This window comes from Kordia sp. SMS9, from assembly GCF_003352465.1.
In the GTDB taxonomy this organism is placed as follows: domain Bacteria; phylum Bacteroidota; class Bacteroidia; order Flavobacteriales; family Flavobacteriaceae; genus Kordia.
The window spans coordinates 997864-1011364 of the sequence record NZ_CP031153.1 but is presented as its reverse complement, the minus strand read 5'-3'; the positions used below and the strand labels follow the sequence as shown (position 1 = coordinate 1011364).

Annotated in this window: 11 protein-coding genes; 5 read left to right on the top strand and 6 right to left on the bottom strand. The window is 36.6% G+C overall.

Features of this window, described 5'->3' with window-relative positions; genetic code table 11:
* Window positions 1-87: 87 nt before the first annotated feature.
* Together gmk and KORDIASMS9_RS04415 are read right to left on the bottom strand one after the other, a co-directional pair.
* On the bottom strand, window positions 88-669 hold the full coding sequence (gene gmk / locus KORDIASMS9_RS04420; RefSeq protein WP_114901681.1) for a guanylate kinase: 582 nt from the start codon (window positions 667-669) through the stop codon (window positions 88-90).
* Window positions 669-1529 (bottom strand): YicC/YloC family endoribonuclease, encoded by an 861-nt coding sequence (locus KORDIASMS9_RS04415; protein ID WP_114901680.1) that lies wholly within the window; start codon window positions 1527-1529, stop codon window positions 669-671. The genes gmk and KORDIASMS9_RS04415 overlap by 1 nt, the downstream gene beginning before the upstream one ends.
* Window positions 1530-1714: 185 nt before the next feature.
* On the opposite strand from KORDIASMS9_RS04415, the gene KORDIASMS9_RS04410 reads away from it, so the two are divergent.
* Window positions 1715-2392: a PrsW family intramembrane metalloprotease gene (locus KORDIASMS9_RS04410; protein ID WP_114901679.1), complete on the top strand. Its 678-nt coding sequence runs from the start codon at window positions 1715-1717 to the stop codon at window positions 2390-2392.
* Here KORDIASMS9_RS04410 and KORDIASMS9_RS04405 read toward each other — a convergent pair.
* Complete coding sequence (locus KORDIASMS9_RS04405) at window positions 2379-3347, bottom strand: YheT family hydrolase (protein WP_114901678.1); 969 nt, start codon at window positions 3345-3347, stop codon at window positions 2379-2381. The genes KORDIASMS9_RS04410 and KORDIASMS9_RS04405 overlap by 14 nt on opposite strands.
* Before the next feature lie 36 nt (window positions 3348-3383).
* Between KORDIASMS9_RS04405 and KORDIASMS9_RS04400 the strand changes: the two genes are divergently transcribed.
* From KORDIASMS9_RS04400 to KORDIASMS9_RS04390, 3 genes are all read left to right on the top strand, one after another.
* Complete coding sequence (locus KORDIASMS9_RS04400; protein ID WP_114901677.1) at window positions 3384-3860, top strand: thioesterase family protein; 477 nt, start codon at window positions 3384-3386, stop codon at window positions 3858-3860.
* A gap of 71 nt (window positions 3861-3931) precedes the next feature.
* Complete coding sequence (locus tag KORDIASMS9_RS04395; protein ID WP_114901676.1) at window positions 3932-4744, top strand: hypothetical protein; 813 nt, start codon at window positions 3932-3934, stop codon at window positions 4742-4744.
* A gap of 112 nt (window positions 4745-4856) precedes the next feature.
* Complete coding sequence (locus KORDIASMS9_RS04390; protein ID WP_114901675.1) at window positions 4857-5297, top strand: DUF1761 domain-containing protein; 441 nt, start codon at window positions 4857-4859, stop codon at window positions 5295-5297.
* An 85-nt stretch (window positions 5298-5382) separates the two neighbouring features.
* Here KORDIASMS9_RS04390 and KORDIASMS9_RS04385 read toward each other — a convergent pair whose 3' ends face one another.
* The 3 genes from KORDIASMS9_RS04385 to KORDIASMS9_RS04375 all read right to left on the bottom strand — a co-directional run bounded on the left by KORDIASMS9_RS04385 (window position 5383) and on the right by KORDIASMS9_RS04375 (window position 8560).
* Entirely contained in the window at window positions 5383-6090 is a 708-nt protein-coding gene (locus tag KORDIASMS9_RS04385; protein WP_114901674.1) for a hypothetical protein, read from the bottom strand.
* 141 nt (window positions 6091-6231) lie between these two features.
* Window positions 6232-7539: an ammonium transporter gene (locus KORDIASMS9_RS04380; RefSeq protein WP_114905142.1), complete on the bottom strand. Its 1308-nt coding sequence runs from the start codon at window positions 7537-7539 to the stop codon at window positions 6232-6234.
* A 34-nt stretch (window positions 7540-7573) separates the two neighbouring features.
* The gene (locus KORDIASMS9_RS04375) at window positions 7574-8560 is read right to left on the bottom strand and encodes a porin (protein ID WP_114901673.1); all 987 of its coding nucleotides are present in this window, start codon (window positions 8558-8560) and stop codon (window positions 7574-7576) included.
* Between the two features lie 437 nt (window positions 8561-8997).
* Between KORDIASMS9_RS04375 and gltB the strand changes: the two genes are divergently transcribed.
* A complete protein-coding gene (gltB, locus tag KORDIASMS9_RS04370) occupies window positions 8998-13500 on the top strand; it encodes a glutamate synthase large subunit (RefSeq protein WP_114901672.1) in 4503 nt (1500 codons plus the stop codon).
* Window position 13501: the final 1 nt, after the last annotated feature.

The following is a 13501-nucleotide window of genomic DNA, read 5'->3' as shown; positions in this document are numbered from 1 at the left end:
TTTTTATTTAATTAATTCCGTCAGGTGGAATTTGCCCATAAAATATAGTAATTAGTATCACGAATTGTTGGGCTCATTTCATACGATTTACGCTTTATCAATTCCTACAAATGCAGCAACAATACGTTCTGCTTCTGCTTTTGCTTTGTCCAAATCGTCATTCATAATTCGAACATCAAACTGTGGCGCAGTTGCCATTTCTACCGCAGCTTTGGCAACACGCATGTCAATTTTTTCGTCACTTTCCGTGTCTCTACCTTTCAAGCGTTTAATTAATTCATTGATACTTGGCGGTTCTACAAAAACGGTGAGTGTTTCTTCGGGAAACTTTCGTTTGATACGCAACGCACCAACCACATCAATATCAAAAATGACATTCTTGCCAGCATCACAAATACGATCAACTTCTGTTTGTAACGTACCGTAATAATTTTCAGGATAGACTTCTTCCCATTCTAAAAACTCATTGTTTTTGATTTTTTGTCTAAACGCTTTCGGAGCTAAAAAATAATAATCTTTTCCATCTACTTCATTCCCACGCTTTTCGCGAGAAGCTGCCGAAATGGAAAACTCTAAGTTTAATTCAGGAATTCCTAACAAATGGTGAACAATGGTGGTTTTTCCAGCACCAGAAGGAGCGGCAAATACAATCAGTTTTCCTCTATTCATTACAATACGTTTAGCAATTGTTCTTTAATTTTCTCCAATTCGTCCTTCATTTGTACGACCAGTTGTTGCATAGGCGCGTAATTGGATTTAGAACCAATCGTGTTAATTTCACGACCAATTTCTTGCGTGATGAAACCGAGTTTTTTTCCGTTGGAATTTGGAGAATCAATAGTCTTTGAAAAATAATCTAAGTGATTTGCCAAACGCACTTTTTCTTCAGTGATGTCAAATTTTTCTAAATAATAAATTAACTCCTGTTCGAAACGATTTTCATCTACTTGTTCTTTCAAATCATCCAACGCGCGACGCAATCGAACTTTTACAGAAGCCATGCGTTCATCATCAATACCAATTACTTTTTGAAGCAACTCAGAAATATTCGTGATGCGTAACATAAAGTCTTCTTCCAACACTTTTCCTTCGGCAATTCTATATTCGTCCAATTGTTCAATAGCGTGTTGCAGTGCATTTTGAATCACTTCAAACTCCTTTTCGTCAATCTCTTCACGTTCGGTTTTCAATGAATCTGGCATTCGTACCACCATTTTCAACAACTCTATATCATCTGCATTGGGTTCAATATCGCGAAGTTGACGCATATATTCAGTGACAACAGCTTTGTTAATTACGGTCGAAGTTTCTTCCGCAGTCATCTCCAAATACAAAGAAAAATCAACCTTTCCGCGCAATAATGTTTTGGCAATCGTTTTGCGCATTAGCAATTCTTTCTCTCTATAGGAAGAAGGAATACGCGCATTCAAATCTAAACTTTTACTGTTGAGTGATTTTAACTCAATCGTTATTTTTTTAGACGGAAGTTGTTCTACAGACTTTCCGAATCCTGTCATAGACTTTATCATACGGCAAAAATAGTAAAATTAGCGACAAAGCTTGGTTTTATCACGTGCTATTCTGTATGTTTCAAGACTTTTACTAAAAATTATTTTTACGCTTCCGCAGAATATTTCATAGACCATTTAGATGTTAAACTCAAAGAAATGTTTCTTTTTATCTCTTGTTTTTATATTTTTGAGAAAATAACCTAATGCCATTAATATTATTATCTATTGCTCCTGCACTGTTGATCATAGTTTATATTTATTATAGTGATAAATATGATAAAGAACCGCGACATCTACTAATGATCTGTTTTTTATTAGGAGCCATTGGTAGTATTTTAATTGCTTCCGTTTCTCATTTAGTAACTTCACAATATTTTCCGGAATTAGAACTGGAAATTTGGTGGATTCAGTTTTGTAAAGCCTTTATTGTAGTTGCTTTTGTAGAAGAATTTAGCAAATACATCTTTGTACGCTATTTTGCACAACGCCACAAAGAATTTGACGAACCGTATGATGGCATCATGTACGCAGTTATGGTTTCTATGGGTTTTGCAGTGACGGAAAATCTCGCATATTCGTTTCAAGGAGGAATAGAAACCGCAATTTATAGAGCATTTACGGCAGTTCCTGCACACGCAACATTTGGAATCATCATGGGATATTATATGGGAAAAGCTAAATTTTCCAGAAATCGCATCAAATTCAATCTCATCGGATTGGCATTGGCAACTGCTTTTCATGGAACCTATGATTTCTTTTTATTTATCGACTTCATTCCAGGAATCTCAATTGGAGCTTTCATGTCGTTGGCAATTGGCATCTTACTATCGCAAAAAGCCATACGGATTCATCAACAAAACTCACACTTTAAGCCAAAGTAGCAAAGTTGAGCGCTCTTTTTTCGTTGTAATAGACATCATTCCGATCAAAAAAACCAACATGTCCACCGTATTTTGGCATCTCTAAATAAAAATGTTCATTCTGTTCCGCTTCTTCAATCGGAAAACAACATTTGGACAAAAACGAATCATTTTTAGCATTGATCAATAAGGTTGGAATTTTAATATAAGGAATGAACTGTTTAGAAGAACACTTATCATAATAATCCTGTGCGTCTTTATAACCATGTGCTTTGGAAGTGTACAAATTATCAAAAAGAAACATGGAATTCGCTTTCTTAATATCTTCAAGTTTGATTAAACTCGGAAAAGCTTCATGCTTGCGTTTTAATTTTTCTTGTAAATGTGTAATAAACATTCTGCTATACAAATAGTTTTCTACACGTCTCATTTGCTTCAACGAACCTTCTAACTGGCACGGAACGGAAATGGCAATGGCAGCTTTTATCTCTTTAGGAACTCGAATTGGTTCTCCTAAATATTTCAACATCATATTTCCACCCAAACTAAATCCTTTCAATACAATATGATTATAGTGTGGATAATTGGTCAAAATATGTTCTATAACTTCTCGCAAATCTTCAGTAGCACCTGCGTTATATGACCTGAACAAGCGATTGAGTTCTCCACTACAACTTCTAAAATTCATGGCAACGGCATCATATCCATTGCGATTAAATATTTTAGCGGTTCCTTTTACATAAGCACGTTGCGCATTGCCTTCCAAACCATGTAAAATCACAATAAGTTTAGAAACATTTTGATGAAAAGCGGCAAAACTCCAGTCCAAATCTATAAAATCTTGATCGCTCAAGGTAATGCGTTCCCGCTTTTGGTATACACCAGAAACACTTCGGTATACACCTGAATGAATGGTTGAAAAATGACCGTTTTTAAAAATAAGTGGTGGATTGTAATGACTTTTTATTATTGGCATGTTATTTTTGGAACTAAAAAATAAAATCTAAATATAATGTATTTTAAAGAATTTGACATTCGTTGGAGCGATTTAGATGCAAATCGTCACTTAGCCAACTCAGCATACATCAATTTTATGAGTCATACACGTATGGGATTTCTCATTGAAAATGGCTTTACACAAAAAGAATTAGCAAAAAACAATATCGGTCCGGTCGTGTTTTACGAACACATGTATTACTTCAAAGAAGCCTTTCCTGGGAAACCTGTAAAAGTATCTTTGGAAGTAGCCGGTTTAAGCGAAGACGGAATGTTCTTTGAATTTCTTCATAATTTTTATGATGCGAATGGGAAAAACTTTGCCAGTTGCGAAATGATGGGCGCGTGGATCGATCTAAAAACGCGTCAACTCATTGGCTTACCAACACAATTTAATGATGCCATACGTAACGTACCACGTGCAAAAACCTTCAAAACCTTAACCAAAGAAGACACACGTCGTTTTGGCAAAAAGCCTGAAAATTTAGTGTAATCATTTAATTTTCTTTGATTGCGATACTATTACAAAGAAAAATAGGTTTTACTGTAATATACTTTGTAATTATGAAAAAAATACTAGTTGTAATTTTAATTTTAACGTCAATAACCTCTTGTAGTCAAAATATAGATGCGTTAGTCACTGAAATTTCAGATGCAAATATTGTTGAACATGAACATGTTGGAATTGGAGGTTTAAAAGGGCAAAACTACCTACGATTTCAAGAATTAAGCAAAAAGGCAAACACACATCAATTGCTACAATTAATAACACATAAAAATCCCGTAGTTGTGTGTTATGCAAGTTGGGCATTGATAGAACAGGAATACGAAAACTTACCAGAAATTTTTAAAAGCCTGCTAAAAGACGAAAGAACCATTAAAACAATGTCTGGTTGTCTTATGCGTTCCGATAGTATATCTAGCGAATTTTATCACAGATATTGGAATTTAGTACATGCAAAAAAAGCAAAAGATGAAACCTTATCGGAGCTTGACAAAATCATACTAACTTCTGAAAATCCGAGTAGGTTTTTATTAAGCAGCGCTTTAGAAAATAGAGTCTATGATGACAATTATAAAAAAACAATTTACACCTTGGGCTTTCAAAAAAATTATCTTGAAGCAATATTTTATTTATGCAATTGGCATCGAGCTGAATATAATGATGAACTACAAGGTTTTATTGTAAATGAATTAAAAACAACCGAATTTAAAGGTAAAAATTCATCTGTATACTATAAACTTTTAGAGGAATTAATAAAATTCAATAATAAAGATGTACACGATTTTATAGTAGATAAATATAGGTCAGATAAGCCTAATATTAATGAAATTGAAAATTTTGTCAGCCTACTTGAAAGAAACTATATATTCTAGATAATAAATGTATATATCTATAAGAAATTAGGTAACTGTTTGATAGTTAGTGAAAAAAAGGTACATTTAGTTACACCTTTTAAAAAAACTTTAATAACTAACACTAACTAACATGGAAAATATTAACTGGATTGCGCTCGTAGTAGCTGCACTCTCTACACTCGTCATCGGATTTTTATGGTACGGTCCGCTATTTGGAAAAGCTTGGATGAAAGAAACTGGCATTACCGAAGCACAAGCTCAAAAAGGCATGCCATTGCGTTTTGGATTAAGTGTTGTATTAGCGTTTATCGCTATATTTTTTATCTATGCAACATCTGTAATCACAGGAGGAATGCCACCAGATGAAGTACACAGTATTAACAATCCGCAATTTCATACATTCGGTCATGGCGTCATACATGGAATAGGAGCCGCTTTATTCATTGCCATGCCTGTGTTAGTCACCAATGCACTCTTTGAACAAAAATCGTTCAAATACATACTTATCAACGTCGGATATTGGATTGTCACGTTCGCTATTATGGGCGGAATTGTCAATGCTTGGGTATAATAAAGGTATAAAAATAGAAAAAGAGCTTGTCTTAAAAACTTATGGTTCTTGAGACAAGCTCTTTTATATATTTATCAAATCACTGTTATCCTCGCCAAATCGAATGATTCAAGCCAATAATGAAAGGAACACCTTGGTTTACAGAGATGTCTATCGCTTTTCCACCTCTAAGATGTTCATTCCAACGATTCAGACGATGACGAAAAATTCCATTATTTATTCCAATCACCCAAACGGTTCCATCTCGATCACATGCAATCTTTTGACCAATGCCTCTTCCGCGCAATTGTATCCAACCCATGCCGTTTCCACGCCAAATACGACCATCTTCTGAAATAATATAAGGAATTCCATTATGCGCAGCAATATCAATCGCTGTACCGCCGCCAGGATACAAGTTCCAATTGCGACCATCAAAGGAAAACACATTATTATTCACTCCAATCAACCACAACTGTCCGTTATCGCTGTAAATCCGTTTTCCCAATCCATTGCCAGGCATCGGAACCCAACCTGAGCCAGTTCCTTTCCAAATACCATTATTCACTCCAATAATATACGGCGTTCCATCATGTACGGCAATATCAATGGCTTTTCCGTTTCCAGGATATTCTTGCCACAAACGACCGTTATATGAAAAAATACTATTTCCCATGCCAATCACCCAAAGTTTGCCATTATCATTACAAATAGCCTGTCCTTTTCCACCGCCACGAAGCTGTCTCCAAACTTGCGCATCTACAGAAGTGACACAAAAAAGAAGTAAAAGGAGCATGTAGATATATTTTTTCATTGTAGTGTTATTAAAGATTGTTTCTAAAAATACAAATTTAATGCCATTCAGAAATGACTAGATGAATATTAGCACAAAAAAAGCCTTTGGAATAACTATTCCGAAGGCTTTTTTTATATACTAAAATGTAAATTGGTATTATTATTCTCCTCTATCACGTTTCCCAGGATACGCAATAGTACCATGTTCTGATAAGTCTAATCCTTTTTCTTCAACTTCTTTACTTACACGTAAACCAATGGTTTTCTTAAGTGTAAAGAGAACAATAAAAGATAAAGTAATAGCCCAAACAGCATACGCTAAAACACCTGTGGCTTGTATCCCTAACTGAGAAGCTCCTCCTCCATTAAAAAGTCCAATGGCTTTATCTCCGTTAACGCCCCAAAGTCCTATAACTAGAGTTCCCCAAGCACCTACAACACCATGCACAGAAACTGCACCAATAGCATCATCAATTTTTAGTTTTTTCTCAATAAATTCTATAGAAAATACCACCAAAATACCACCAACTAAACCAGCTAAAACAGCACCGCCGCTTGTCATATTACCACAGCCTGCTGTAATACTTACCAAACCAGCAAGTGCACCATTTAAAGTTTGCGCCAAGTGAGGTTTTCCATACCAAATCCAAGTAGTAATTAATGCTGCTAAACCACCAGCTGCTGCAGCTAAATTGGTTATTAATACAACATTAGAAGCACCTATAGCATCAGCACCGCCCCAAGCCAATTGAGATCCACCATTAAAACCAAACCAACCTAACCATAAGATAAATACACCTAAAGTTGCCATAATTTGGTTGTGACCAGGAATTTCAACTACTTTTCCCTCTACAAACTTACCAATACGAGGACCTACTAAAATAGCAGCTACCAAAGCAGCCCAACCACCAACAGAGTGTACAATGGAAGATCCTGCAAAGTCAATAAAGCCAAGTTCAGTTAACCAACCTTCGCCTTGCCATTGCCATCCTCCAGAAATAGGATAAATTACGGCTGTCATAACCAAAGAAAAAATGATATACGTAGAGTATTTTGTTCTACCAGCAATAGCACCAGAAACAATAGTCGCAGCGGTCGCAGCAAACATAGTTTGGAAAAATAAATCAGCACCTTCTCCTTGAAATAAACCACTCCAGAAAAACCATCCATTAGTTGTGTCACCATACATTAATGAATATCCTATAAGCCAATATGTTAATGAACCGACACAGATGTCTAGCACATTTTTCATGGCAATATTCACCGCATTTTTAGAACGTGTCATACCTGATTCTACCAATGTAAAACCAGCTTGCATAAAGAATACTAAAATACCTGAGAGTAGCATCCATAACATTCCTAAATCTCCGTTAATTGCTGTAACAGCTGCTTCAATATCCTTAGTTGTGGCAGGAGCCGCATCTTGAATTGTAATTATATTTGGCAAAATTGTTAAAAAATTATCCATCATAATTGTATTTATTATTAGTAATTATTTTTGATTAAAAATTGTAGATAGCACCTAAAACAAAAGATGCTAAGCTTTTTGTCGGCATTAAATCGGTGTCAATAAAGATATCTTCAGAACCACTATCCAGTCTTAGTTCTGGCTTAATAATTAAATCTTCTTCAATGATATAGCTACCTGTAAGTGTTACAGCAAATACACTAGGATCATCACTTATTGCATCGCTCTGTGTTTGGAAAAACTCTCCACGTAAGCCAATAGTTAATGCTTCACTAGTGCTGTATTGTGGATAAAGTGCTGCGCCATAAAATCCTTCACCTTCATTATCTGCATACGCTGCATTAATTCCAATAAAGAAATCTTCTGTAGCATCAAAACCTCCAGTATAGTCAATTTCAAAACCTAACCCAGCTTTGTCATATAATAGGTTTAAGAATTGATCGCTGTAGCCTAATTGTGCTCCAACAGCATAACTACCATCAGGATTGAATTCAGTAACATCTGTTTGATTGAACACACCTAGCATTAAACTAAAATCTTCAGAAAGTGTAAAATCAGCTTTCAAACCAGTGTGTGAAAAAGGACCGTTTGAAAATAAATACGAAGTACTGTAGTTAAAGTTTCCAACCGGAGAAATAACCTCATACCCTAAAAAAGTATTAAACTTACCAATAGTAAGTTTTGTATTTTCACTAATATTATAATAAGCATATAGCTGATTCAACACAGTTGCACTTGCAGCTTCACCTCTTGGCCCAAAAACTAAGTCGGCTACACCACCTATTTTCCCTTTTTCATAACTGGCAATAAGATTAGCCATACCTAAAGAAAAACCTGCTGTATCTACAAATGAAGTCCCAGGAGCAATTTGATTGTCGTCATTTGGAGCTGTAAAATTGGTTCTGTAATATGCATCTACACTTCCTTCAAAGCTGAATTTTTTCTCAGAGGCATCTGGTTTTTCCTGTGCGCTTAAAACAAAAGCTGTTAAAAGCAATGTAAGAGTAAATAAATTTTTCATAAGTTTTATATTGTTAGTTATTAGCTTCCAAAACTATGTAAACTTTAATTTAACCCTCAAAAAAATAGGGGTAAAAATGAAATTTTTATGAATATTATAATTTATACCCTATTTTTTTTAGGGTTAAATTTATTTTAGATTGTTTTTTAATTATTTCATAATTGTAAATTTGAATAAAACGCAATTTTTTTGTTAAAAGAATAATTATTTATCAATTAAAGGGCTTTTTCGCAAACGTTTTCGTAATTATTGACAATTACGATTGAAATTATCCCAATTGAATATTTGGCAATAAATACCCTGAAAAATGTGATTTTATCATTTAAAATGCTTTAAATTATGGATATGAGAAAAATGTTTCCCCGTTTTTTATTATAAGATTCTTGCTTCTATATTAGACTCGAAATAAGGTGTAAAAAAAACCTCCAAATAATTTGATGATGCTGAAAAAACAAGGACTCTACTTACCAGAATTTGAACATGACAATTGCGGTGCGGGATTTATATGTAGTCTAACGGGAAAACGTTCCAATGATATCATTCACAAAGCGTTGGAAATTCTAGTAAAATTAGAACATCGTGGTGCGGTAAGTGCGGATGGAGTTACAGGCGATGGCGCGGGAATCTTAATAGACATTCCACACAAATTCTTTGAAAAATCATGCGATTTCAAACTGCCAAATGCAGGCGAATATGCAGTGAGTAATGTGTTTCTTCCACAAAAAAACAATCAACGTGCATACTGTATTGAAGTCTTTGAAAATGAAATCAAGAATCAAGGATTGCAACTCATTGGTTGGCGAGATGTGCCTGTAAATAGTACAATATTAGGCGAAATTGCCAAAGAAACGGAACCGTTTGTAAAACAACTTTTTATTGGGAAAACGAGTGAAACACAATCAGATCGTGACTTCAACTTAAAACTATTTGCCGCTCGAAAAATCACGGAACATACCATATATAATTCCAAACTATCGCAGCAGAAATTCTTCTATGTTCCGAGTCTGTCCACGAAAATTATCATTTTCAAAGGCTTGCTCAAACCAGAACATATCAACGAATATTATTTGGACTTATTTGATGCGGATTTGGATACGCGATTGGCATTAGTGCATCAGCGATTTTCAACGAATACGTTCCCAACTTGGGATTTGGCGCAACCGTTCCGATATATCTGTCATAATGGAGAAATAAATACCCTTCGCGGGAATGTTTCCAGAATGTTTTCTCGTGAAGAAATTATCGAAAGCCCATTGTTTGGCAATGATATCAAGAAAATAATACCAACAATTTTACGCGGAAAATCAGATTCTGCTACCTTAGATATGGTGGTAGAATTACTGCTCATGTCTGGGCGTTCACTACCAGAAGCCATGATGATGTTGGTGCCTGAAGCTTGGGAGAAAAACCCAAACATGTCCGATGCTAAAAAAGCGTTTTACGAATACAATTCTTGCCTCATGGAACCTTGGGATGGACCCGCGTCCATTCCGTTTACAGACGGAAATTACATTGGTGCCGTTTTGGACAGAAACGGATTGCGCCCATCGCGTTATACAGTCACAAAACACGGAAACGTCATCATGTCGTCGGAAACAGGCGTTGTCGATATCAAACCTGAAAATGTAGCGTTTCATGGGCGATTAGAACCTGGGAAAATGTTTTTGGTAAACATGAATGAAGGACGAATTGTCAATGATGAAGAAATAAAAGAAGCAATCGCTTCAAAACATCCGTACAGAAAATGGTTGAACGAAAACTTAGTGCATTTACGCGGAATATCAGCCAAAAAAGGACCGATCAAATATAAAGAAATTGAATTGCAAAAACGCGAAGTTGTCTTTGGATACACGCAAGAAGATTTAGACATCATCATTCGGCCAATGGCACAACTCGCCAAAGAACCGATTGGCTCCATGGGAAGCGATACGCCAATCGCCATTCTCTCGGAAAGACCACAACTCATCTATAACTATTTCAAACAACTATTTGCACAAGTTACGAATCCGCCGTTAGATGGTGTGCGTGAAGAATTGATCACAGACATCAGTTTAACCTTGGGAAGCGATGTGAATCTTTTCGACATCAATGCGGAACACTGTAAAAAACTCAAAATTCAAAATCCAGTCATCTCCAAGCACGATTTAGACAAAATCCGAAACTACGATAGCAATCCGAATTTTAAGGTAGAATCTATTTCGATGTTGTACGAAGTAAATCGCGGCTTAAACGAACTGGAAATTGCGTTAGAAAACCTCATGCACAAAGCGTCCAAAGCAATTGAAAACGGCGCAAATATCATCATTTTATCAGACAGATATGTAGATGAAAAACACGCGCCAATTCCAGCATTATTAGCCTGCTCATACTTAAATCATGCATTGCACAAACTGAAAAAACGCTCCAAAGTAAGTCTCATCATTGAATCGGCTGAACCAAGAGAAGTGCATCATTTTGCCTTACTATTTGGTTTTGGCGCAAGCGCGGTCAATCCGTATATCGTGAATGAAATCGTGGAAAAACAAGTCAAAAATGGCGATATTACAAAGCTAGAATATTTGGCAGCGATCAAAAACTACAACAAAGCAATCGGAAAAGGCATTCTAAAAGTCATGAACAAAATCGGGATTTCAACCTTAAATTCCTATCGTGGATCGCAACTATTTGAATGTATCGGAATCAATTCAGCAACAGTCAAAAAATACTTTCCAAACACGCCCACACGGATTCAAGGAATTGGCTTGCGCGAAATAGAACAAGAAATTGTAAAACGTCACAAAAAAGCATTTCAAGAAAATGACATCAACACCACGATTGAAGTTGGCGGCGAATACCGATGGAGACGTGGACAAGAAAAACACATGTTCAATCCGTTAACGGTAGCCAAACTACAAGAATCGGTGCGAACGAACAAAGCATCCACTTTCAAAGAATATTCGGAATTAATCAACAATCAATCAAAAAACTTGATGACAATCAGAGGTTTATTTGAATTTGACCAATTTGATCCAATTCCAATAGAAGAAGTAGAACCGTGGACGGAAATTGTAAAACGCTTCAAAACAGGCGCAATGTCGTATGGTTCCATCAGCAAAGAAGCACACGAAAATCTAGCGATTGCCATGAACCGAATCGGCGGAAAATCTAATTCTGGGGAAGGCGGAGAAGATCAAGAACGTTTCTACAAAAGTTCGCAAGGCGACTGGAAAAACTCTGCGATCAAACAAGTAGCTTCTGGACGTTTTGGCGTGACTTCTAACTACTTGACGAGCGCAAACGAAATTCAAATCAAAATTGCACAAGGCGCGAAACCTGGCGAAGGCGGACAATTACCTGGACCAAAAGTAAATCCAGAAATTGCCAAAACGAGAAATTCCACGCCGTATGTTGGACTTATTTCGCCGCCGCCGCATCACGATATCTATTCCATCGAAGACTTATCACAACTCATATACGACGTAAAAGCGGCAAATCGAGAAGCACGCATCAATGTAAAACTAGTCTCAGAAATTGGTGTCGGAACGGTTGCTGCTGGAGTCGCCAAAGCCAAAGCAGATGTCATTCTCATCTCTGGATTTGACGGCGGCACTGGCGCTTCTCCATTAACCTCACTAAAACACGCAGGTTTGCCTTGGGAATTAGGAATCGCGGAAGCACAACAAACCTTGGTCATGAACGATTTGCGAAATCGTGTCGTGTTGGAATGTGACGGACAACTCAAAACAGGGCGCGATGTAGCAATTGCCTGTCTGTTAGGTGCAGAAGAGTTCGGTTTCGCTACAGCGCCATTAGTGGCTTCAGGTTGTATTATGATGCGCGTATGTCACTTAAATACCTGTCCAGTCGGAATTGCTACGCAGAATCCTGAATTGCGAAAAAAATTCAAAGGAAAGCCAGAACACGTAGTGAATTACATGTATTTCGTAGCACAAGAATTACGCGAAATCATGGCAAAACTCGGATTTAAAACAGTGAACGAAATGGTGGGGCAAGTTCACAAACTCAACCGTAACAAAGCCATCGAACATTACAAAGCTTCGGGAATTGACTTAACACCAATTCTACACAAAGTAGAAGTTTCAGATGAGGTAAAACTGTATAACACAGAAACACAAGATCATCAACTCGAAACACACTTAGATTTTAAAATCATCAAGCAAGCGCATCAAGCATTATTCAGAAGACAAAAAACAGATTTACAGCTCGATATTACGAATATGGACAGAGCTGTCGGCGCCATTGTGAGCAATGAAATCTCCAAAATATACGGTGCAGAAGGTTTGCCTGAAGATACGATCAACATAGATTTTAAAGGGTCTGCGGGACAAAGTTTTGGAGCGTTTGCCACCAAAGGAATTCGCATGACCGTTCATGGAAACACCAATGATTATTTGGGAAAAGGATTATCTGGCGGAAAACTCATCATAAAAGTTCCGAAAGTGTCTACGATTATTCCTGAAGACAATATTATTACAGGAAATGTAACGCTCTATGGAGCCACTTCGGGAGAAGTTTATATCAATGGAAAAGCAGGCGAACGTTTCTGTGTACGAAACTCAGGTGCAAAAGCGGTTGTAGAAGGTATTGGCGATCATGGATGCGAATATATGACAGGCGGAATTGCGGTCATTCTAGGAAAAGTAGGACGCAATTTTGGTGCAGGAATGAGCGGAGGAATCGCGTATGTGTTGGATGCTGAAAAGACGTTCAAACAAAACTGTAATTCAGAAACGCTCAATCTTGAAAAATTGGAATTGGAGGAAGATAAAGTACAGTTAAAACAACTCCTCCAAAATCATGATGAAGCAACAGAAAGTCCGTTGGCAAAGCGAATTTTAGACAACTTTGAAAACTATCTACCAAAATTCATTAAAATATTGCCAGAAGAATACCGAAAAGCATTAGTGCGATTAGAAAAAGAACAACTTCAAACAGCGTAAA